At 42.7% G+C, this 21,214-nt stretch carries 21 protein-coding genes; 5 read left to right on the top strand and 16 right to left on the bottom strand.

Annotated features, from left to right (window positions below; all coding sequences use genetic code 11):
• Positions 1-47: 47 nt before the first annotated feature.
• The 4 genes from P8P68_RS01075 to P8P68_RS01060 form a co-directional block, all read right to left on the bottom strand.
• Positions 48-971 carry an aspartate carbamoyltransferase catalytic subunit gene (locus P8P68_RS01075; protein ID WP_070838190.1) on the bottom strand — a complete coding sequence of 308 codons (924 nt, stop codon included), beginning with the start codon at positions 969-971 and terminating at the stop codon, positions 48-50.
• Positions 972-989: 18 nt separating this feature from the next.
• Positions 990-1,511 carry a bifunctional pyr operon transcriptional regulator/uracil phosphoribosyltransferase PyrR gene (gene pyrR, locus P8P68_RS01070; RefSeq protein WP_000850018.1) on the bottom strand — a complete coding sequence of 174 codons (522 nt, stop codon included), beginning with the start codon at positions 1,509-1,511 and terminating at the stop codon, positions 990-992.
• A gap of 210 nt (positions 1,512-1,721) precedes the next feature.
• Complete coding sequence (nth, locus tag P8P68_RS01065; RefSeq protein WP_000244437.1) at positions 1,722-2,351, bottom strand: endonuclease III; 630 nt, start codon at positions 2,349-2,351, stop codon at positions 1,722-1,724.
• A complete protein-coding gene (locus P8P68_RS01060; protein ID WP_070838188.1) occupies positions 2,352-2,894 on the bottom strand; it encodes a DUF177 domain-containing protein in 543 nt (180 codons plus the stop codon). It lies immediately after the preceding gene.
• 168 nt (positions 2,895-3,062) lie between these two features.
• On the opposite strand from P8P68_RS01060, the gene P8P68_RS01055 reads away from it, so the two are divergent.
• Together P8P68_RS01055 and P8P68_RS01050 are read left to right on the top strand one after the other, a co-directional pair.
• Positions 3,063-3,392, top strand: a complete 330-nt coding sequence (locus P8P68_RS01055; protein WP_000389546.1) for a hypothetical protein — start codon at positions 3,063-3,065, stop codon at positions 3,390-3,392.
• 330 nt (positions 3,393-3,722) lie between these two features.
• A complete protein-coding gene (locus P8P68_RS01050) occupies positions 3,723-5,282 on the top strand; it encodes an ATP-binding cassette domain-containing protein (protein WP_278276008.1) in 1,560 nt (519 codons plus the stop codon).
• Between the two features lie 43 nt (positions 5,283-5,325).
• Here the strand turns inward: P8P68_RS01050 and htpX are convergent, their stop codons facing one another.
• The gene (gene htpX, locus P8P68_RS01045; protein WP_049501339.1) at positions 5,326-6,225 is read right to left on the bottom strand and encodes a zinc metalloprotease HtpX; all 900 of its coding nucleotides are present in this window, start codon (positions 6,223-6,225) and stop codon (positions 5,326-5,328) included.
• A 1-nt stretch (position 6,226) separates the two neighbouring features.
• A complete protein-coding gene (locus tag P8P68_RS01040; protein ID WP_000219838.1) occupies positions 6,227-6,787 on the bottom strand; it encodes a LemA family protein in 561 nt (186 codons plus the stop codon).
• A 93-nt stretch (positions 6,788-6,880) separates the two neighbouring features.
• Here P8P68_RS01040 and rsmG point away from each other — a divergent pair, with 93 nt between their 5' ends.
• Both rsmG and P8P68_RS01030 read left to right on the top strand, forming a co-directional pair.
• A complete protein-coding gene (gene rsmG / locus P8P68_RS01035; protein ID WP_049501338.1) occupies positions 6,881-7,594 on the top strand; it encodes a 16S rRNA (guanine(527)-N(7))-methyltransferase RsmG in 714 nt (237 codons plus the stop codon).
• A 369-nt stretch (positions 7,595-7,963) separates the two neighbouring features.
• Complete coding sequence (locus tag P8P68_RS01030) at positions 7,964-9,247, top strand: solute carrier family 23 protein (protein ID WP_185761869.1); 1,284 nt, start codon at positions 7,964-7,966, stop codon at positions 9,245-9,247.
• A 44-nt stretch (positions 9,248-9,291) separates the two neighbouring features.
• Here P8P68_RS01030 and P8P68_RS01025 read toward each other — a convergent pair whose 3' ends face one another.
• From P8P68_RS01025 to P8P68_RS00985, 9 genes are all read right to left on the bottom strand, one after another.
• Positions 9,292-10,197 carry a DMT family transporter gene (locus P8P68_RS01025; protein WP_278276007.1) on the bottom strand — a complete coding sequence of 302 codons (906 nt, stop codon included), beginning with the start codon at positions 10,195-10,197 and terminating at the stop codon, positions 9,292-9,294.
• A gap of 8 nt (positions 10,198-10,205) precedes the next feature.
• Positions 10,206-11,141, bottom strand: coding sequence for a serine hydrolase domain-containing protein (locus tag P8P68_RS01020; protein WP_000870771.1), 936 nt, complete (start codon positions 11,139-11,141; stop codon positions 10,206-10,208).
• Positions 11,138-11,863: a CppA N-terminal domain-containing protein gene (locus P8P68_RS01015; RefSeq protein ID WP_049490784.1), complete on the bottom strand. Its 726-nt coding sequence runs from the start codon at positions 11,861-11,863 to the stop codon at positions 11,138-11,140. The genes P8P68_RS01020 and P8P68_RS01015 overlap by 4 nt, the downstream gene beginning before the upstream one ends.
• 110 nt (positions 11,864-11,973) lie before the next feature.
• A complete protein-coding gene (gene gla, locus P8P68_RS01010; RefSeq protein WP_049490782.1) occupies positions 11,974-12,843 on the bottom strand; it encodes an aquaglyceroporin Gla in 870 nt (289 codons plus the stop codon).
• Positions 12,844-13,000: 157 nt separating this feature from the next.
• The gene (locus P8P68_RS01005) at positions 13,001-14,167 is read right to left on the bottom strand and encodes an ATP-grasp domain-containing protein (protein ID WP_278276006.1); all 1,167 of its coding nucleotides are present in this window, start codon (positions 14,165-14,167) and stop codon (positions 13,001-13,003) included.
• Positions 14,168-14,179: 12 nt separating this feature from the next.
• Complete coding sequence (locus tag P8P68_RS01000) at positions 14,180-14,920, bottom strand: esterase family protein (protein ID WP_084937065.1); 741 nt, start codon at positions 14,918-14,920, stop codon at positions 14,180-14,182.
• Between the two features lie 20 nt (positions 14,921-14,940).
• On the bottom strand, positions 14,941-15,765 hold the full coding sequence (locus P8P68_RS00995) for an alpha/beta hydrolase (RefSeq protein WP_001016817.1): 825 nt from the start codon (positions 15,763-15,765) through the stop codon (positions 14,941-14,943).
• 136 nt (positions 15,766-15,901) lie between these two features.
• Positions 15,902-17,116, bottom strand: coding sequence for a tRNA uracil 4-sulfurtransferase ThiI (gene thiI, locus P8P68_RS00990; protein ID WP_049490776.1), 1,215 nt, complete (start codon positions 17,114-17,116; stop codon positions 15,902-15,904).
• Between the two features lie 8 nt (positions 17,117-17,124).
• Positions 17,125-18,267, bottom strand: a complete 1,143-nt coding sequence (locus P8P68_RS00985) for a cysteine desulfurase family protein (RefSeq protein ID WP_278276005.1) — start codon at positions 18,265-18,267, stop codon at positions 17,125-17,127.
• 137 nt (positions 18,268-18,404) lie between these two features.
• Between P8P68_RS00985 and P8P68_RS00980 the strand changes: the two genes are divergently transcribed.
• Entirely contained in the window at positions 18,405-18,830 is a 426-nt protein-coding gene (locus P8P68_RS00980) for a DUF6556 family protein (RefSeq protein ID WP_057488553.1), read from the top strand.
• 43 nt (positions 18,831-18,873) lie between these two features.
• Here P8P68_RS00980 and P8P68_RS00975 read toward each other — a convergent pair whose 3' ends face one another.
• Positions 18,874-21,180: a DNA translocase FtsK gene (locus tag P8P68_RS00975; protein WP_278276004.1), complete on the bottom strand. Its 2,307-nt coding sequence runs from the start codon at positions 21,178-21,180 to the stop codon at positions 18,874-18,876.
• Positions 21,181-21,214 lie beyond the last annotated feature (34 nt).

The raw sequence follows: 21,214 nt of genomic DNA, 5'->3' as shown, positions 1-21,214 counted from the left end.
TAGTCACCTCTCGTGGACGCTCTCTGGCGTCTTTTAACGTCTTGTGTTTATTTTGCTTTTCTGTATGCCAGAACAGACTCTAAGATTGCCATTCTGACAAATACACCATTGGTCATTTGTTGGACAATGCGTGATTTTGGCGCTTCAACTAAATGGTCTGCGATTTCGACATCACGGTTGACTGGGGCAGGGTGCATGAGAATGGCTTTTTCTTTCAAGCGATCATAACGCTCTTGCGTCAAACCATGTTGCGCATGGTAGCCTTCTTTTGAAAAGACTACTCCACTTTCATGACGTTCATGCTGGACGCGAAGGAACATCATGACATCCACCTGATCGATGATCTCGTCAATACTTACAAACTGGCCATAGTCTGCGAATTCCTGACTTCTCCATTCCTCAGGACCTGCAAAGTAAAGCTCTGCGCCTAAACGTTTCAAAATTTGCATATTTGATTTGGCTACACGTGAGTGGTCCAGATCCCCAGCGATAGCGACCTTAAGCCCCTCAAAATGTCCAAATTCTTCATATATTGTCATCAAATCAAGCAGGCTCTGACTTGGATGTTGTCCTGAACCATCTCCACCATTGATAATGGAAGTCGTAATGGTTGGACTGGCAATCAACTCTCTATAATAGTCGACCTCTGGGTGGCGAATCACACAGACATCCACTCCTAAAGCAGATAGGGTCAAGATGGTATCATAAAGTGTCTCACCCTTATTGACCGAACTAGTCTTCACATCAAAGTCTAGTCGCTCCAATCCTAACTTAATCTCTGCCACTTCAAAGGACTTATGTGTCCGTGTAGAATCTTCAAAGAAGAGATTAGATACGATAGGTTTGTTCTCGTAGGGAAGTTGGGCTCCATTTTTAAACTCGATTCCTCGTTTGATCAATTTCATCACTTGATCAACTGTAAGGTCTTCCATGGAAACCACATGGTTCAATGCTTGTTGGTTTTCTGACATGGCTACTCCTTCAGCTTTCTAAGCTTCTTCAGTAATCAGAACTCTGTCTTGGCCATCAAGTTCTGTCATCTCTACGATGATTTCTTCAGAACGACTGGTTGGGATATTTTTCCCAACGTAATCTGGACGGATAGGCAATTCTCTATGTCCACGGTCAACTAGCACCGCAAGACTCACGCGCGCAGGACGACCATGGCCGACAATGTTATCAATAGCAGCACGGATGGTACGGCCTGTATAGAGTACATCATCCACCAAGATAACTTCACGGTCTGTCACATCAACGGAAATCAAAGAAGTATCTTCTCCGCTTTTAACATCATCACGGAAAGGTTTGGTGTCCAATTCCACAACAGGAACAGTGATATTTTCCAACTGCTCCAAGCGTTCTTTGATACGATGAGCGATGAAAACACCACGCGTTTTTATCCCAGCTAAGATAATTTTATTCAAATCTTTATTGCGCTCGATAATCTCATAAGTAATTCGCGTAATCGCTCGTTTGACAGTCAATTCGTCTACAACTTCTTTTGTCTTCATGACAAACCTCCAAAAAGAAAAGTCTCCTTCTACAAGGAGACTTGAAATGTATAGCCAAGCGAGCCCTACTGTATACAGTATAGACTTCACCCTTCTACTTTATCGCGCTCCTTGCCTGCCTCACGGGACAGGTTTAAAGGACTATTTAGTTATCATTTACTATAGCACAAAGCACCCTTAAAATCAAGCAAAAACTTTTTCAGAGTCCCCTTAAACATTACTAAAATCATACAGTTGGGGATAGTGGTCACATTCTGGATTTTTGGGATGGCAGATAGCTCGTCCAAAGTAAATCATAGCCTGGTGGGCTGCTAACCATTCTTCTGGTGGCAAGACATCCATAACACGTTTCTCTACTTCAAGTGGCGTAGCCGATTTTTTTACGATATCGTGATGCTTACAGATACGCTCCACATGAGTATCCACTGCAAAAGCAGGAATCCCAAACCCCACACTCATGACGACATTTGCTGTTTTACGACCAACACCCGCTAGACTTTCTAATTCCTCTCGTGTCTGAGGCACTTGACCATCAAAATCGTCTAGTAACTGTTGGGCACATTTTTTAAGGAATTTAGCCTTATTTCGATACAGTCCCAGACGAGAAATGTGTGAAGCAATTTCACTTTCAGTCGCGACAGACATGGCTTGTGGTGTCGGAAAGGCAGCGAAGAGACCTGGTGTGGCCTTATTTACCGCTGCATCTGTCGTCTGAGCTGACAACATCACCGCAACCAAGAGTTCAAAATGATTGGTAAAATCAAGACTAGGCTTAGCATCTGGAAAAAGGGCAATAATTTCCTCTATGACATGACGGGCACGTTTCTTGGATAAAACCATCTACTCGTCTCCATCAAACAGTCCTTGCAAGCCAGCAAATGGACTATTTTCTTCTTTCTTGACTGCTTGTTGGGCTTGGTATTCATCTTCACTCATGATTTGCCAGTCATTTCCTGACACAAAACCTTGACCTGCCTCTTCTTCTGCCGTCAAGACTTTGATAGGGATATTGAGCAGAATATTATCTGCTACGCTCTCTGCAAGGTTGATTTCCCCATTTTCGATAGACAAGACCAAGTCATCATCTAGAACTTCCTGATCCAGTTGGTTGGTCGCTCCTTCCATGAAGACCTCTGTGACTGGATAAGACTCAGCCAACTCAACTGGCTCCATACTGCGGCTGGAAGCAAGAACAATGGTGTAAGATAGTTGATAATCTAAGAAATACATGCGGTCTTCGTATTGGACCTTCCCTACCGCAAGGATATCTTTGACATCTAAAATCTCTTGATTCCGTTTACGCAAGTCTGCTGCCAGGTCTAAAGCTTGTTCAAAGTGTAGACCTTCAGGCTGCTTACGAATTTCTTGAATATTTAACTTCATATTTCCTCCATAAAGATGTACTCACTTGATTATACCATGAAAAGGCTATAAGTCAGCCTCCCAAACTTTGATATTAAAATCTCATTTTTTAACATATTTACTATGACAAACTTTCCTATTAGTGCTATACTATAGGCAAGAATACATCAGAGCAAGGAGGATGCTCATATGGAAGACAAAGCACTCATCACTGAAGCTTACCAACTCCTTTCCGAGTTAAATAAAAGCTTCCAAAGCTGCAAACAAGGAACAGCTGATGATCTTCGACTGCAAGAGCTGCTGAACACCACGCTTAAGGAACTAAAAAAAGCAGAAATGCTGGACAACAGTATCTTAATCGACCTTGAGAAATTTTACCAACGCACCAGTCTTCTGATTGGACTAGGGAGCCTAAAACTAAATGATCAAGCTCGTGCTGCTTGGCGCAACTATGACAAGTTCCACTACGAACATGTCAAACACGTATTGACTCTCTATGGACCTGTTTTTGGATTTTAGATCTTGAAATCACTTGTTTTCTATTGACAAAATTTCCTGAAAGGTATAGGATAGAGGTACTAATACTCGGAGGTAAGGGAGACATGAACAACTAATCTATCAAATAAAGAATCTTTATTTAGTAGATCTTGTTTTTGTCTCTTTTTGTGTGCTCTTTTTATACTAGATTTTCTAGTATCTTGTCCTCATTGAAAATCGAAAAACTAGAAAGCTATGCTCCTCTTGGGTTGGGTTAGGCAACTCCAAGCTAGTTTGACGAGTTTTTCAACGAGGATAATAGAGTTTTGACAGTGACTTTGGGCTCTACTAGATAAAGTAGAGCTTTTTGTTATGCACTATAGATATTCTAGAAAGGGCGACAATATGATAAAAATCAATCATCTGACCATCACACAAAACAAAGATCTACGAGATCTTGTATCTGACCTAACCATGACTATCCAAGACGGAGAAAAGGTTGCTATTATTGGTGAAGAAGGAAATGGTAAATCGACTTTACTACGAGCTTTAATGGGGGAAGCTTTACCTGATTTTACTATCAAGGGCGACATCCAGTCTGACCTTCAATCACTGGCCTACATTCCTCAAAAACTCCCCGAGATTCTAAAAAATAGGACTCTACATGACTACTTCTTTTTAGATCCCACTGATTTAGACTACGGTATCCTCTATCGTTTGGCTGAGGAGCTGCATTTTGATAGCGACCGTTTTGCTAGCGACCAAGAAATTGGGAGTCTCTCAGGGGGCGAAGCTTTGAAAATTCAGCTCATCCATGAGTTGGCAAAACCCTTTGAGATTCTATTTTTAGATGAACCTTCAAATGACCTGGATCTTGAGACGGTTGATTGGCTAAAAAGTCAGATTCAAAAGATGAGGCAAACTGTTATTTTCATTTCCCATGATGAAGACTTTCTTTCTCAGACGGCAGATACTATTATCCACTTACGACTGGTCAAGCACCGGAAAGAAGCGGAAACACTAGTAGAGCATTTAGACTACGATAGCTATAGTGACCAGAGAAAGGTTAGTTTTGCCAAACAAAGTCAGCAAGCTGCTAACGACCAGAGAGCTTATGACAAAACCATGGAAAAGCATCGCCGCGTCAAGCAAAATGTAGAAACTGCCTTGCGTAACACTAAAAACGATGTTGCTGGGCGCTTACTGGCTAAAAAGATGAAAAATGTTCTCTCTCAAGAAAAACGCTTTGAAAAGGTAGCTCAGTCTATGACTCAAAAACCACTTGAAGAAGAACAAATTCAACTATTCTTCTCAGATATACAACCATTAGCAGCTTCTAAAGTATTAATCCAGCTGGAAAAGGAAAAGTTGTCCATTGGCGAGCGCATTTTATCTCAGGAGTTACAACTAACGGTCCGTGGCCAAGATAAAATCGGTATCATCGGGCCAAATGGTGCTGGAAAATCAACTCTGTTAGCCAAGTTGCAACAACTGCTCAGCGCCAAAAGAGAGATTTCACTTGGTTTTATGCCACAAGATTACCATAAAAAACTACAATTGGATCTATCTCCAGTAACCTATCTCAGCCAAACTGGACAAAAAGAGGAACTACAGAAAATCCAATCTCACCTAGCCAGTCTCAATTTCAGCTACCTAGAGATGCAGCACCAAATCCGCTCCTTATCTGGTGGTCAACAAGGCAAACTCCTACTTTTGGATTTAGTGTTGCGCAAACCAAACTTTCTCCTTCTGGATGAGCCTACACGTAATTTTTCTCCCACTTCTCAACCCGAAATCAGAAAACTCTTTGCCTCCTATCCCGGCGGTCTGATCACTGTTTCGCATGACAGACGCTTCTTAAAAGAGGTCTGTACGAGTATCTATCGTTTGACAGAAAATGGTTTGGAAGTCGTCGCTTTACAAGATTTATAATTTTTGAACATAGCAAAAATCCAGAGACGACCTCTGGATTTTTTTACATTTGTTTCAAGCGTTCGATTCGTTCTGAGATAGGTGGGTGGGTATAAAAGAGTTTTTGTAGCCCCCCACCTTTCTTGGGATCATTGATATAAAGAGCGCTACTGGCATCGTCAACATGGTGATGCATCGGCTCGCTATTTTCCAACTTACGCAAGGCATTGATCATTCCTTGAGGATTGCGAGTCAGCTCCACACTAGATGCATCCGCTAGAAATTCCCTCTGACGGGAAATGGCTAATTGCACCAAGGTTGCTGCGAGAGGTGCTAGAACAATGGCTAAGAGAGAGATAACAAGCATGATAATCTCCAAACCATTTCCATCGCGATCATTATCACTTCGTCTGCGACCTGCGCCACCCCACCACATCATCCGTCCTGCCATACTAGACAGAAGGGTAATGGCACTGGCAAGGGCGACAGCAATGGTCGAAATGCGGATATCGTAGTTCCGAATGTGACTGACTTCATGCCCCATAACAGCTTCTAGCTCCTCACGATTCATGATAGCCAGAAGGCCCGAAGTGGCTGCGACAGCTGCATTCTGCGGATTCGAACCTGTCGCAAAGGCATTTAAAGAAGAATCCTCAATAATGAAAACACGCGGCATAGGAATCTGAGCAACCATGGCCATATCTTCTACTACATGGTAGAGGTCTGGGGCTGTTTGCTCATCAACCTCACGCGCCCCATTCATAGACATGACAATCTCTGTCGATTGAAAGATCATGGTCAGAGCGTAGATAAGACCAATAATCAAGGCAATAATCATGCCCCCAAGACCTGAACGCATAAAGAGATAGCCAACCGCATAACCAACCAAGGCCAAGAGTAGGAAGAAAACCAGCAACAAAATCCAAGTTTTTCGTTTATTGCTCGCAATTTGATCAAACAACATCTTAGTCACCTAAACCGCTAAAGTCAACTTTAGGAACTGCCTTTTCCTCTTCAGGTGTTTGAAGGAAGTCTGCAGCTTTAAAGCCAAATAGCCCTGCGATGATGTTACTTGGGAAGCTTTCAAGTTTTACATTGTAGTTGCTGACAACACTGTTGTAGAGTTGGCGTGAATATGAAATTTTATTTTCTGTATTGGTCAACTCTTCTTGCAATTTGATAAAATTAGCACTAGCTTTCAAGTCTGGGTAATTCTCTGCTACTGCAAAGATACCAGAAATCTGGCGGGTAAGGGCATCACTGGCCTTCATAGCTTCTGCCGGTGAAGTTGCTGCGGCTACTTGTCTACGAAGTTCTGTTACTTTTTCCAAAGTAGAACCTTCATATTTCGCATAGCCTTTGACTGTTTCAATCAAGTTTGGGAGGAGATCATTACGACGCTTCAACTGAACATCGATCTGGCTCCAAGCCTCCTTGGTTTGCATACGATTTTTAACCAAACCGTTATAGCTAACAATCACAAAAATAACAATCAGAGCCAAAACTCCAAGAATAATCCAAGTCATAATCTTATTCCTTTCTGCTTTTAGATTACTACCAGTATATCAAAATTTTAACGAATATGGTAAAATAAGATGATACTAGAGAAGGAAACTACTATGAAACCAGAAACATTTTACAGCCTACTAGCTGAGCAAAATCTTCCACTTTCGGACCAGCAAAAGAACCAATTTGAACGATATTTTGAACTCTTGGTCGAGTGGAATGAAAAGATTAACCTGACCGCTATTACAGATAAAGAAGAAGTTTATCTCAAACATTTTTATGATTCGATTGCACCTATTCTGCAAGGCTTGATTTCAAATGAAACTATCAAACTTCTTGATATCGGAGCGGGGGCAGGATTTCCTAGTCTACCCATGAAAATTCTCTATCCTCAGTTGGAGGTGACCATCATTGATTCGCTCAATAAGCGCATTAACTTCCTTCAGCTTTTGGCTCAGGAGTTGGATTTGGATGGTGTTCACTTCTACCATGGACGGGCAGAAGACTTTGCCCAAGACAAGAACTTCCGTGCCCAGTTTGATGTGGTGACGGCTCGTGCGGTTGCCCGTATGCAGGTTTTGTCTGAGCTGACCATTCCCTATCTTAAAGTCGGTGGCAAACTATTGGCACTCAAGGCCAGCAATGCTCCTGAGGAATTGCTAGAAGCCAAGAACGCTCTCAACCTCCTCTTCAGTAAGGTAGAGGACAACCTCAGCTACGCCCTACCAAATGGAGATCCGCGCTACATCACTGTGGTCGAAAAGAAAAAGGAAACACCTAACAAGTATCCAAGAAAGGCTGGCATGCCCAACAAACGCCCACTTTAAACAATGGTGCCCCCTTGTTTAAAATTCAGAAAACCATTTACAAAATCAACTTCGCTCTCACATTTCTAGGCTCGGGAAAAATTCGTTTACAAAACGGACCTCGCTCTCGCATTTCCGGGATCGGGAAAAATTCGTTTACAAAACGAACCTCACTCTCACATTTCTGGGCTCGGGAAAAATTCGTTTACAAAACGAATTTTTTCTGCTATACTATCCTAAGCAAAGGTTTTTAATGTCATCCTGTGAGGTGACGAAGGCGCAGATTTATATAAATTTTTAAAAGATAGCTATTTTTTAAAAAGTCTTACTCTGAGGGCCTATTGCTGCAAAATAATGGGCTCTTTTTGGGTGCCCAAAAGTGAGGTTTTTATGAAACAGGAATCAACTGTTGACTTGTTACTAGACGTTGATCAACGTCCTTCTGCTGGTAAAGGTATTCTTCTAAGCTTCCAGCACGTATTTGCCATGTTTGGCGCAACCATTCTCGTTCCCTTAATTTTGGGAATGCCCGTATCGGTTGCTCTCTTTGCATCCGGTATTGGAACACTTATCTACATGATTTCTACTGGCTTTAAGGTTCCAGTTTACCTAGGTTCTTCATTCGCCTTTATCACGGCTATGTCTTTAGCCATGAAAGAAATGGGGGGCGATGTATCTGCTGCTCAAACGGGGGTAATCTTGACTGGTTTGGTCTATGTCCTTGTAGCAGCAAGTGTTCGTTTTGCAGGTACGAAATGGATTGATAAACTCTTGCCACCAATCATTATCGGACCTATGATCATCGTTATCGGTCTTGGTCTTGCTGGTTCTGCTGTAACGAATGCTGGACTCGTAGCAGACGGAAACTGGAAAAACGCTCTTGTAGCTGTCGTGACGTTCTTGATTGCCGCCTTTATCAATACAAAAGGAAAAGGTTTCCTTCGTATCATTCCTTTCCTCTTTGCCATCATCGGTGGGTACATCTTCGCTATGATGCTTGGTTTGGTTGACTTTACCCCAGTCCTTCAAGCCAATTGGTTTGAAATTCCTGGTTTCTACTTGCCATTTAGTACAGGTGGAGCCTTTAAAGAGTACAACTTGTACTTCGGTCCTGAAACAATCGCCGTCTTGCCAATCGCTATTGTAACCATTTCAGAACACATCGGAGACCACACTGTTTTGAGCCAAATCTGTGGCCGTCAATTCCTGAAAGAACCAGGACTTCACCGTACGCTTCTCGGTGACGGTATTGCGACATCTGTATCTGCTTTCCTCGGTGGACCAGCTAATACGACTTACGGAGAAAATACAGGGGTTATCGGGATGACTCGTATCGCTTCTGTCTCTGTTATCCGTAACGCGGCCTTCATCGCCATTGCTCTTAGCTTCCTAGGCAAATTCACTGCCTTGATTTCAACCATTCCAAATGCTGTGCTTGGTGGCATGTCCATCCTTCTCTACGGAGTTATCGCCAGCAATGGTTTGAAAGTTTTGATTAAGGAACGCGTTGACTTCAGCCAAATGCGTAACCTCATCATCGCAAGTGCCATGTTGGTACTTGGACTTGGTGGGGCTATCCTCAAACTTGGCCCAGTTACACTTTCAGGTACTGCTCTATCAGCCATGACAGGAATCATCTTGAACTTGATCTTGCCACACGAAAATAAAGACTAATCATCTATACACACAAAATCCACTCGATTGAGTGGATTTTTTTATTACTTACTCTTTATCTCCAGCAGTAAATCTTTCAATGAAATAATGGTCACGGCTAATAAAATCATAGCCATACCGACAAAATCAATCGCATAAAACTGTTCCTTCATAATCAGAAAGGCAAAGAAAACGGCAGAAATTGGTTCTATGGAAGCTAATAAACTAGACTTAACAGGGCCTATCAGACTAGCTCCCTTTAGGAAAGCTGTGTAGGCAAAAACCGTTCCGATGATGATAATCCCAGCAAATGCAAAGAGAAAATCTAAGCTGGTTGGTATGCTGACTTGCAAAACTCCTGTGAAGGGAATAGCCACTACACCAGAAATAACCATACCGACACCAATCACCAAAATACTGCCCCACTTCTTAATCAAAGCAATAGGAAGGATGATATAGAGGGCATAGGTCAAGGCCGAAAAGAGGCCCCAGAACAGACCTAGGGGTGTGACAGACAACTGGTCAACTTTACCGTGCGTCGCGATAAGAAACGTTCCTCCTATAGCCAATCCAATCGAAAAAATCTCAGCCAGAGTAGGCGCCACCTTGTCCTTGATACAAGTATAAATCAAGATCCCAACGGGGCATACATACTGGAGAACTGTCGCCGTTCCAGCATTGGTTTCCTGAATGGCAGAAAGATAGGCAAACTGGTTTAAGAAAAGTCCAAACAAGGCAAACAACAGCAGAGATAAAAGGCTTTTTCTGTCTTTTAAAAAAGCATAGAGTTTATCCTTTGCAGTCATATAGGATAAGACTACGAGCGCCAAGTCTGCAATGATAAGTCGCAGATTGATCAAGACTAGAGCAGAAATCCCGTGTGCCATCAGGTATTGGCCACTGGTTCCAGACAAGCCCCAAGCAATCCCTGCCACTACTGTATACAGAGTTCCTTTTACGGTTTTCGACATGCTTCCCCCTACTCCTCTTGACGAATCATTTCCATCACTTGGTTTCGGTCAACTATCCACTGGGTACGCTCATCCTTCTCATACGTTCGATTGGATAAAAAGATAGTAGCTTCTTGTTTCTCTCGATTCCACATGATAAAGGTACCAGTATAGCCCGTATGGTCGAGCCAGGCTCCTTCCAAATTCCAGGCTAGGGACCGCTCCTTATCATCTAAGGGAGAAAAATTTCGGCTCAATTCTGCAGCAAAATCATCTTTCAAGTAATGTTCCAGAAAGATCTGCAGATCCTTAACAGTCGAAAACAAACCAGCACTTCCTGCGTGTTTCCCTAATAGACGGGCTTTGGGATCATGAATATTTCCGGCCTCCACTCCTTTCACTGTTGGGACAGCTTGCTCAACGGGACCGAACTTGGTCTCCTTCATCCCCCATGCTTCCAAAACTTGTTCTTCTATAATCTGATCCAAGTCTTGATTAAAGATTTTTTCCAAAAGAAAGCCCAAAAGTAAAAAGTGAACGTCCGAGTATAGGAAGGCTGGCTGACTTCGTCTATTGAGGTGAAACATGGCTTCTTTTAATTCAGGGGCAGTCAAGAGGTCCCGATTTGGAATAAAGGGGTCTAAATCTGTAGCATGGGTCAAAAGTTGCCGTATAGTGATATCAGGATAATCACACTCCGGTAAAAAATCCGTCACCGGTCGATCAATATCTAATTTGCCCTGCTGCCACAAGAAGGTAAAAACCGTCCCCACTCCCACTACCTTACTCACACTGGCTAGATCATAAACCAAACCACTTTCTGTCTTCAAGTCTCTTTCTGGATCACTCAATCCTAGATAAGACTCTTTCCATTCACCATCCTTATAATACGCAAAAGAGGCCCCGGGATAAATCCCTGCCTCGATTTGATTTTCTATTTTTCTTAGAATTTTTTCCCACTTCATGCTTCTTCAAACCACAATTCAATGTTATTGGTATCTTTACCAAGGAAGAATTTTTCAGACTTAGGGACAAAGTAGCCTGTCTTTTCAAATTTCTGACGAAGACTGGTTAAATCAAAATTCTTGACTAAAAATTTTAACATCGTCAGGTCCCAAGTGACATTGTTTTCAACAACCAAATCTGGTCCTTGCCCTTTCGTAAAGGTAATTACTGGCGCTACTCCTTCAGGATCAAGTAAGCTCTCTGTCTCCTCAGGCAAACGCAACTCCATAGAAACCTCAAATTGGCTCATGTATTTTATACCTGTATTTGAATAAAATTCAGGAACAGTTTCCAGTGGAACCAAATCTCTTATATCATCTTCTGCATGAACAAGGATCACATCCTCTTCAGGAGAAACAATCTCAAAAGCATACCCACGGTTTCCTTTAAATAGACGAGGAAGAGACTTCATCTGAGAAAGAAGAGCTTCAATTTCAGAAGGATTCTCAACCTTTATCAAGAGTCTAGCTAGCTTCTTAAGTCCTTCAACTTTGCGTGTTCGCATGCTTGGAGACTCTTCTAAAATCAATCTCTCCGTAGCTGTCTGATCACCTAGAGAAATAAAGGCAGACTCTTCCAGCAAAGGTTTCATCCCCAGGGTTTCAATGTAAAATTTTTCATTTAATTTTCGATTATTAACTTTCAAAGTCGGAACGATCCGAACAATCTCATTCACCTTCATATATTCCTCCAACTCTTTTATTTTAAAGGATTTTCGAATATTTTACAAGCCATATCTATTTTATTTAGAAATTTTACAAGAAAAAAACTGGGATTCCCCAGTTTCATTTCTTATAGGTAAAGTAGTTTGAATAGTGCTACTGCTGCAATACCCGCTAAAATTGGAGCTACAACCGGAACCCATGCATACCACCATTTTGAATCACCCTTGTGTTGACCAAGGACTGATTTTGGAAGGAGTTCGTGAAGAAGACGTGGTCCGAAGTCACGAGCTGGGTTCAAACCAGGTCCAGTAGGTCCACCAAGTGAAGTTACCAAGGCCATCACTAGGAAACCAAGTGCCAAGTGCGCAACTGAGATCCCAGCAGCTGTATGTGGAGCTACTTGAGCTTTCACTGCCAATTCACTTAAATCAACAGTTTGTCCAGCTTGAGTAGCCATTTGTTTCATGTATTGAAGAACCTCTGCACCAAAGAAGTTTTTAGTCAAACCAAGTGCTGCAAAGAAAAGAACAAATGAACCTACAAACTCATTGAGGAATCCGTTAACAGTAGCTGCAAAACGTGATTCTTTTGTACCGTGGTCGATGCTTGAAATCGTTGAGAAGGTACCCAAGATATTGTTTGGATTTTCTGTCTTCAAGTAGTAAGGACGGTGAGTCGCTACAACCAAAGCTTGACCAAAGATTGCTCCCAAAACTTGTGCTAGGATGTAATATGGTACTTGCTCCCAAGAGAAAAGTCCACTAACAGCAAGTCCAAGAGTGAAAGCTGGGTTGATGTGGTTACCAGATACATTACCAAACATCAAGGCTGGGATCATAACCCCCATACCATAACCAACCGCGATAACGAGCCAGCCACTTTGGTGACCTTTCGTACCTTTAAGTTCAACGTTAGCAACTGCACCATTACCAAGAATGATCAAAATAGCAGTTCCCAAGAATTCTGTGGCATATTTAATAGCCCATGTAAAATCCATTTGATAGATTCTCCTTAAATTTTTTTAGACAATCCTTATTCTATCAATTTTTAGGCCTTTTAGCAATATCTTTTCTAAAAGAATCTATGGAAAACGCTTTATTTAACTTATCTTTAAGAAAAGGACAAAAGGGGTCAAACTCCTTTTGTCCTAATCGTTATTCTTGACGTTGACCAAAATCTGCAATCATCTGCTCCATCTCTTGGCGACTCGGAGTGGTCAACATATAAAGGTAGTCCCCTTGTAGCTCTGCAAAGGCTGCTGGCATGATTTTTTTGACCTTGAATTGCTGGCTGTACTTAGCAAGCAAGTCTTCTTCTGAATAGACATAATTTGCATTGGCACGACGTGAAGTAGCTAGACAGTATTGAGGTTCAAATTCTGATGCTGGGAACTCTTCTCCTGCGACAATAGCTGCATAACCTCGGTAGAGATCCAAGGAGTGGGCAAAGTTATAAACATCAATGGTAAAGCCACCTGCAGGACGGTTATTGTACTCAATGGCAATGTAGTCATCCCCGTCACGGAAAAACTCGATATGGAAAAAGCGCTCTTTCATACCAAATTCCTTGACAATGGCCTCGCCATACTTGCGCAGTTTGGGATCCATATCCTTGAGTACATAGTAGGAATTGTCCATCTTATAAATCATCAGATCAAGTGGTGTATGGGCGTAGTCGAAAGTCGTTGAAAAGACGATGTTGCCATCCTTGTCCACAAGCCCATCAAAGGTGCAGATTTCGCTAGAAGTGACAAATTTTTCAAAGAAATAAACGGTTGAATGGTCCCATTCAGCCTTAAAGTGATTTACATCGTCTTCTGTCTCAAGCTTAAAGGTTGCTGCCGCTCCCACTCCATTATCAGGTTTGGCAATCATTGGTAGACCGATTTCGTTCACTGCTTTATCCACATCTGCTTCCGTCTGGATAACAGCACCAGGTACCACAGGGACACCTGCTTTTTTGAAAAGTTTCTTCATCTCAGACTTATATTTGGTCTTTTTGAGATCCTCTGGTTTGGCACCAAAGACATTAAATTGCTCACGAAGTGTTGCGTCCAGCTCAAGCCAGTATTCATTGTGGGACTCGATGCGATCGATTGGTCCATGCTTGTAGAACAGAAAGGCAACAGCACGTTTGACTTCGTCTATGTTTTCAAGATTATCTACACGGAAATACTCAGTCAGGCTATTGCGCAAAGGTTCATCAAGTTGTTCGTAGGGCTCCTGACCAATTCCCAAGACTGTGATGCCTTTATTAGCTAGCTCGATGGTAAACTGTTGAAAGTTTTGCGGATAGTAGGGAGAAATAACAAGGTAATTCATAGGCAACTCCTTTTATAGATACAGGTGTCCAAGAAAATAGGGCATTTGTTTACGCCACCATTCCCAGTCGTGGGCGACATCGTGTCCCCATTCAGCAAACCAGGCTGGAATTTGTTTCTGGTCAAAGGCTTCTTTGAGCTTGTAGAAGGATGGTAGACCGTCTTGTTCCCAGGCACCAAGGCCCGTACAAACGACGATTTCTGCCTGACGGTAACGATCGATAAACCATCCGTCGTTTTGATTCCAGATATAATCTACTGGTGAGTTTTGGTAAATTGCATCGTCGTTGTAGTAATCGCCAACGAAGAAACGTGCGTCGTAAACACCACTGAGGGCAATCACCTTGGTAAAGACATCTGGATGCTGGAGAAAGAAATTGAGTGCATGGTAGGCTCCCATTGAGCAACCTGTCGTCATCATGCCATCAAACCAACCTGTCTTGTGCTTGATAAAAGGAATGGCCTCCTCAATCACATAGCGTTCGTAGGCGCGGTGCATCTCCGCCTGGTCATGACCATTTTTCCAAGTAGCCAACCAGCTCTCACTGTCCACACTGGATAGCGTAAAGAACTGAACACGGCCTTCTTCGATAAAGGAAGCACAGGCATTAATCATGCCAAAATCATAGTATTCGTTGTGACTACCACCAGATGAAGCAAAAACAACAACTGGAATCCCAGCGTGTCCATAACGGTTGAGGTACATTTCACGGTTGAGATTGCCACTCCAGTGGCTGAGGTTTTCAATATGCATTGGCTTTCTCCTTTCCTAACTTACCATTTCTCTGCAAAAAATCGGAGACAGTCTGGTAAATTTTCCGACCATGGAATCTCACTATGGATAGCACCAGACTGAACTTTCAAGACAAGATTATCCAAGTGTACTCCACCTGCAATCAAATCACGGTAATAGCGAAGCGACGAGTCGATATAGGCTTGCTTGATATTGCCAGCCATCAGGGTCTTGTCCGTATCATCCGCTTCTTCTGTTCCAACATAGATGAAAATGCGCTGTTCAGGCGACAATTTCTTGCGCTCGATATAGCGGTTAAAGGCTTCTTGGTGAAGCCAGTTAGCAGATGAGAAGACACCTAGACAACCAATTCGGTCTTGGTACTCTAGTCCGATAAACTGAGTAATATTGCCTCCTAGTGACGAACCAATCATAGCCGTATGCTGGCGATCAGCTTTGGTACGATAGGTTTCATCGATAAAAGGCTTGACCACTTCCATGACAAACTCGGCATACTCCACACCCTTACCACCAAACTGCTGGCCTGGGATAGGAGATTCTTGAAACTTCCAAGCCGCATACTCATTCATCCGTCCCATACCATCATTGTCAATAGCAACAACAATCATGCGACTGATGTCAGGATTCCGCTTAATGGCTGGAATAATCTTCCAAGAGTGTCCGATATAGGACTCCTTGCTGTAAAAGACATTTTGCCCATCATGAAAGTAAACAACAGGGTAAAAACGGTCTGTGTCTTTCTCATAATCCTTTGGCAGGAGCACACGCACACGACGCTCTTTTCCAGTATAAGGAACCTTGAGTTTGTGTTCTTTCATTTTTAAGTAAAAGTAGGAATGATTCATTGTCAGAAAACTCTCTATATTCAAAATTTTATCTCATTATACCATAAAAATAGAAAAAAAGTCAGTAATTGTCCATTTTAAGGATAAATAACTAACTTTTTTCATTTGTTTTTCTGAATTCTTCTGGATTTTCTGATTAGAGGAGATTGTCAATCAAGTTATCGACTTCATCTTTTTCAACCTGGGGAGTGATTTCAGTAATCATGATACCAGCCACTGCTCGCTCAACCAAGCCTTCAACATCCATGCGTTTTTCATACTGCTCTGCATTCTCTATCTTAGGATTGGTCTTAGGACGGTCAGGCGCAAAAATAGTACAGCAGTCTTCAAAAGGCTGGATTGAAATTTCAAAAGTATCGATTTCCTGCGCGATGTCAATGATTTCCAACTTGTCCATCGTAACCACGGGACGAATGACTGGAGTGCTGGTCACAGCGTTGATAGTCTGCATGCTTTCCAAGGTCTGGCTAGCTACTTGACCAAGACTTTCCCCATTGATGATAACTAAACCATTTCTCACCTCTCGAATACGGTCGGTAATGCGCATCATAAAACGACGGGTCAAGGTCATGAGGTAGGCTTCTGGCGCTTTAGCCTTGATTTCCTCTTGAATCTCTGTAAAAGGCACCTCGATAAACTGGATATTGCCACCAAACTTGGTCAATTTTCGAGTCAAATCGTGTGCTTTCTTGAGGGCACCAGGACTAGTATATGGCGGGCTGGCAAAGTGAACCGCCTCAATATCTACCCCACGTTTAAGAGCTAGATAACCTGCTACAGGTGAGTCAATCCCTCCTGACAACATGAGCATACCTTTACCAGAACTTCCCACAGGTAATCCTCCTGCTCCACGAAAAGTTTCATAGGAAAGATAGGCAGCCTCTTCTCGAATCTCAACCTGAAGATTAATATCTGGATTTTTCATCTGAGCTTGCACGTTTGGAATGGCCTCGAAAACAGCTCCACCAAGAGTTTGATTCAGTTCACGACTATCCAATTCAAAGTTGTGGTCGCTTCGCTTACTAGTGATTTTAAAGGTCATCCCTTCCTTATAGATTTCCTTCATAATCTCTTGGACAGCAGACTTCAGAACTTCCACTGACTTTTCAATCTTATACACAGGAGAAAAATTTTGAATTCCAAAGACTTGTTTGAGTGATTCTGCTACTGCTGTGTAATCAGCTCCATTGAGGTAAGCGTGGGCACGGTCGCGATCTGCGGTTACCTTAACTTGGGGATAGATGGACAAAACGTCTGAAATATTATTACGAAGTTTATTGATGAAACGCATACGATTTTTGTGCTTGGTTGACAATTCTCCGTAACGAATCATAATTTCTGAATACTGCATAAATGCTCCTATCTTACTTTTCTAGTTTGATTGTAAATTAATTTTAGCTTGGTCAAGAACTGCTCGACTTGACTCATATCATTTTCCAAGTCTAGGCTTAGACGCACAGCTGACTGGGCCTTATCTTTGTCCACTCCCATGGCAATCAAGGTCCCCGCAGGTTTCCCTGCCTTGGACGAACAAGCAGAGGTTGTGGAAATGAAAATATCATAGTCTTCAAAGGCGTGAACGATGACTTCACCACGAACACCCTTAATCCCAAAAGTCAGGATATGAGGGGCAAAGTCTTCCTCATCTGAAAAGACAAAAATATCTGGATAATCCAGAAGGGCTTGACGAATGACTGCCTTCATCTGGCTTGTCTTAGCAGTAAATAAGTCTAGATTTTCCATAGCCAAACGGAGAGCTTTGGCTGTTGCAGCAATCCCTGCCACATTTTCAGTTGTCGAACGATAGTCTCCCTCTTGACCACCACCAGTTAAAAGAGGCATGATCCTCTTACCAGACTTGATATAGACAAATCCAACACCTCTGACACCATGAAATTTATGACTTGAGAAGGTCGCAAAATCTACACGATCTGTCAGATATTTTTCAGTCGGAATCTTAGCGAGTGCCTGAACTGCATCAACGTGGAAGGAAATAGTTGGCTTGTCTGCCAACAGTTTTGAGATGGCCTCAATAGGTTGAATAGACCCAATTTCGTTGTTTACCGCCATAATGGAGACGAGGGTCGTATCAGGTCGTATCAAAGCTCCTAGAGCCTCAACATCCACAAACCCTCTGCTATCAACTGGAGCAAAATCCACCTCAAAACCTTGACCTTTCAGCCAGAGGGCTGATTCCTTGACTGCTGGATGTTCAATGGCTGATACGATGATGTGCTTGCCAAACTGGGCTTTTTCAAAGGCCACACCTTTGATGACCCAGTTATCCCCTTCTGTTCCTCCAGAAGTAAAGAAGATTTCATCACTCTTCTTGCCAATCAAATCTGCAATTTGCTGCCGGGAAGCATCTAAAATTCGTGTTGCCTGGTCTCCCAAACGATGGAGACTGGATGGATTTCCTACAATTTTTGAAGCGACCTGCATGTAAGTTTCAAGTGCTTCAGGATAAGGCTTGGTTGTCGCCGAATTATCAAAGTAGATCATGTTTTCTCACGCTTTCTAAAATCACTTCTTCTATTGTATCATGAAACGAAGCTTGCGACAAGAAAGGGCAAGTCCTCTTTTTTTAAGATTTTTTTAAAGAAATGAGGTATAATAAATCATAATAAAAGGAGAGTATCATGTCTAACTATCATAGAACTTCAAAACCAAAAACAGAACACATCAAAAAGGGATTTACTGTCTTTCAAAAAACGATTGCTACCATCGGTAGTATCCTTGGCCTCATCACCGCTACTATCACCATCATGAACGCCATGGATAATAACAAAAACAACAAAAAAGAACCGACGACAACCCAAACAACTGTTGTCAAGGAAATTCAAAAAGAAGCCCCTCAGGAGAATACTACTCCTAACAAGGACAACACTTCTACTAAAGAAAATACCTCTCAGGAAGAAACTCCTCAATCCAATAAAAAGGAAGAGCAAAAAGAAGAGAAGAAAACAACAACTCAGGATTCTTCTACACCTTCCTCAACAAAAGAAACAACTGATAGTGGAAACTCGTCCAAAACGACTAGTTCCGAAAACAAAAGCAATCAATAACTACTAAAATAGCTTCCTTCCAGCTTTGGAAAGAAGCTATTTTTTATTGTTGCAATACTTTTCGTGGTTTGGTTCCCTCAGCTGGACCGATGACACCTGCCATTTCGAGTTCTTCCATAAGGCGGGTCGCACGGTTAAATCCAACCGACAAACGACGCTGAATCATCGAAGCACTGGCTTTCTGCGTTTCGATAACCAGAGCCTTAGCTTCTTCAAAAAGCGGATCGCCGCCAGCTTCACCATCTGAAAATTCTCCTTCATTTTCAGAAACCTCACCTGGGTCAAAACTCTCATCGTAGTCCGCATCCGCCTGAGCCTTGATGAAGTTTACGATACGTTCGACATCATCATCTGAGATAAAGGATCCTTGCAGACGGACTGGGTGATTTTCATCGATTGGTTTAAAGAGCATGTCTCCTCGACCAAGCAGTTTTTCAGCCCCATTCTCATCCAAGATGGTTCGTGAATCTGTACCTGATGAAACTGCAAAAGCCACACGAGATGGGACATTGGCCTTGATAAGACCAGAGATAACATCAACCGATGGACGTTGCGTTGCGAGAATCATGTGAATCCCTGCAGCACGCGCCTTCTGTCCGAGACGAATGATGGCATCTTCTACTTCCTTGCTAGCCACCATCATGAGGTCTGCCAACTCATCTACAATGACAACAATCAAAGGCAGGGGTACTTGTTTGTACTCAGATTGGCTATTATATTCCTCGACCTTGGCATTGTAACCAGCGATATTTCGCACACCAACCTTAGCGAAGAGTTCATAACGGTTTTCCATCTCATCCACAACCTTTTGCAGAGCCTTGCTGGCCTTGCGTGGATTGGTCACAACTGGAATCAAGAGGTGAGGAATGTCATTGTAAACGGATAACTCAACCATCTTTGGATCCACCATCATAAACTTGACCTGATCTGGTCTTGCTTTCATCAGAATGCTGGCAATAATACCGTTAACTGCGACTGACTTCCCTGATCCCGTCGAACCTGCAACGAGTAGGTGGGGCATCTTGGAAAGGTCAAAGGTGCGAGCAGTTCCATTGACAGCCTTACCTAGAGGAATTTCGAGGAGATTTTCTGGTTTAGTTTGAGACTGTTCCCAGAGTTCACGGAAGGAAACGGTCGCAATCTCAGAGTTGGGTACTTCAATTCCGACTAAGGATTTACCAGGGATCGGAGCCTCAATCCGAACATCCTTGGCCGCCAGAGCCAGCGCTAAGTCGTCTGCCAGATTGGAAATGCGGTTAACCCGTACACCGACTGCAGGCTTGACTTCATACTTGGTAACTGATGGCCCAATTTCAGCCCGTTCTACCGTCACCTTGATACCAAAGCTAGCAAAGGTTTCTTCTAGGATTTTGATATTTTCTCGAACAATCTTCTTTTCCTTGGACTGATCTTTGGGTTTATCTGGTGCAAAGAGTTGCAAGCTTGGTAGCTTGTATTCGAGGGCTTCCTTGGCAGAAAAATCAACCTGAACCTCTTCATCCTCAAAATCTTCTTCCACATCTGGAACGTCAAAATCAGTTTGAGGGAGGATAATCTCTGGTTCGATCCACTCTTCCTCAGGAATTGGTGGGAAATCGTAGTCTGGTACTTCAGATAAGATTTCTCCCGTTTCAGGATCTACAGGAGGAAGCGGCAGCGCATCCTGTTCTTCTTGTTCTCTCTGAATTCTGGCTGCTTCTTCAGCTTCTTGACGAGCCTTCTCTTCTTCTCTCTTGATGAAGCGTTCCTGTTTTCTCTGTTCCTGTTTTTCCATGAAGGATCTAAACTGAGCTCCAATAAAGGCAGCAACATCATAAATAGACCAGGGACTAACCAAGAGTGCCCCAACTAGAATCAAGAGAACTCCAATAAAGTACGATCCGATATTTGAGAAAAGAAAGGATATGGGGATATAGAGTCCAACACCAAGCAAGCCTCCACCAGCGAAGCTAGTCACTCGCATACCAGTCAGGTCCGTCATAACTTGAGACAGGGTCCCTTTTAGAACTGATTGCTCCAAGCCATATTTCCATACCAAGTAGGCCTCAAAAATCAAGAGCAAGCCAGCGAAGATACAAAGAAATCCTGACAGAAGTCCCTCTTGCTTGCGAATCCATTTAAAAAGAAAAAGATAGATGAGGAGGCCACCAATGGCCACATAGGCCAAACTTCCGACAACCAGTCGAATGAGATTGTAAAGCGTGACACCTGCCGCGCCGAGTTTGAGGGCTGCAATAATCAACAATAAGGCAATTCCTAAGGAAATCAACATCCTCTGGATAGCCTGTTTTCTTTCGAGTTCTGCTTTAGACGGTCTCCGTCTTGTTTTTGTAGTATTCTTGTTTGCCATTCTTTTATTATACCATATTTCACAGCCATTTCGA

The organism is Streptococcus sp. D7B5, from assembly GCF_029691405.1.
Classification (GTDB): Bacteria; Bacillota; Bacilli; order Lactobacillales; family Streptococcaceae; genus Streptococcus.
The sequence above is the reverse complement of the archived record's forward strand: the minus strand, read 5'-3'. Positions and strand labels throughout refer to the sequence as shown.

Excerpts from the sequence above, each read along its gene's own strand:
- P8P68_RS01040 (WP_000219838.1), bottom strand. The coding sequence starts at position 6,787 with ATGACTTGGATTATTCTTGGAGTTTTGGCTCTGATTGTTATTTTTGTG.
- gla (WP_049490782.1), bottom strand. The coding sequence starts at position 12,843 with ATGGATTTTACATGGGCTATTAAATATGCCACAGAATTCTTGGGAACT.
- P8P68_RS01055 (WP_000389546.1), top strand. The coding sequence starts at position 3,063 with ATGGAAGACAAAGCACTCATCACTGAAGCTTACCAACTCCTTTCCGAG.
- P8P68_RS00995 (WP_001016817.1), bottom strand. The coding sequence starts at position 15,765 with ATGAATCATTCCTACTTTTACTTAAAAATGAAAGAACACAAACTCAAG.
- P8P68_RS01020 (WP_000870771.1), bottom strand. The coding sequence starts at position 11,141 with ATGAAGTGGGAAAAAATTCTAAGAAAAATAGAAAATCAAATCGAGGCA.
- P8P68_RS01050 (WP_278276008.1), top strand. The coding sequence starts at position 3,723 with ATGCACTATAGATATTCTAGAAAGGGCGACAATATGATAAAAATCAAT.
- P8P68_RS01015 (WP_049490784.1), bottom strand. The coding sequence starts at position 11,863 with ATGAAGGTGAATGAGATTGTTCGGATCGTTCCGACTTTGAAAGTTAAT.
- P8P68_RS01030 (WP_185761869.1), top strand. The coding sequence starts at position 7,964 with ATGAAACAGGAATCAACTGTTGACTTGTTACTAGACGTTGATCAACGT.
- P8P68_RS00980 (WP_057488553.1), top strand. The coding sequence starts at position 18,405 with ATGTCTAACTATCATAGAACTTCAAAACCAAAAACAGAACACATCAAA.
- P8P68_RS00975 (WP_278276004.1), bottom strand. The coding sequence starts at position 21,180 with ATGGCAAACAAGAATACTACAAAAACAAGACGGAGACCGTCTAAAGCA.
- P8P68_RS01005 (WP_278276006.1), bottom strand. The coding sequence starts at position 14,167 with ATGAATTACCTTGTTATTTCTCCCTACTATCCGCAAAACTTTCAACAG.
- P8P68_RS00985 (WP_278276005.1), bottom strand. The coding sequence starts at position 18,267 with ATGATCTACTTTGATAATTCGGCGACAACCAAGCCTTATCCTGAAGCA.
- P8P68_RS01025 (WP_278276007.1), bottom strand. The coding sequence starts at position 10,197 with ATGTCGAAAACCGTAAAAGGAACTCTGTATACAGTAGTGGCAGGGATT.
- P8P68_RS01000 (WP_084937065.1), bottom strand. The coding sequence starts at position 14,920 with ATGCATATTGAAAACCTCAGCCACTGGAGTGGCAATCTCAACCGTGAA.
- htpX (WP_049501339.1), bottom strand. The coding sequence starts at position 6,225 with ATGTTGTTTGATCAAATTGCGAGCAATAAACGAAAAACTTGGATTTTG.
- nth (WP_000244437.1), bottom strand. The coding sequence starts at position 2,351 with ATGGTTTTATCCAAGAAACGTGCCCGTCATGTCATAGAGGAAATTATT.
- rsmG (WP_049501338.1), top strand. The coding sequence starts at position 6,881 with ATGAAACCAGAAACATTTTACAGCCTACTAGCTGAGCAAAATCTTCCA.
- pyrR (WP_000850018.1), bottom strand. The coding sequence starts at position 1,511 with ATGAAGACAAAAGAAGTTGTAGACGAATTGACTGTCAAACGAGCGATT.
- P8P68_RS01075 (WP_070838190.1), bottom strand. The coding sequence starts at position 971 with ATGTCAGAAAACCAACAAGCATTGAACCATGTGGTTTCCATGGAAGAC.
- P8P68_RS01060 (WP_070838188.1), bottom strand. The coding sequence starts at position 2,894 with ATGAAGTTAAATATTCAAGAAATTCGTAAGCAGCCTGAAGGTCTACAC.
- thiI (WP_049490776.1), bottom strand. The coding sequence starts at position 17,116 with ATGCAGTATTCAGAAATTATGATTCGTTACGGAGAATTGTCAACCAAG.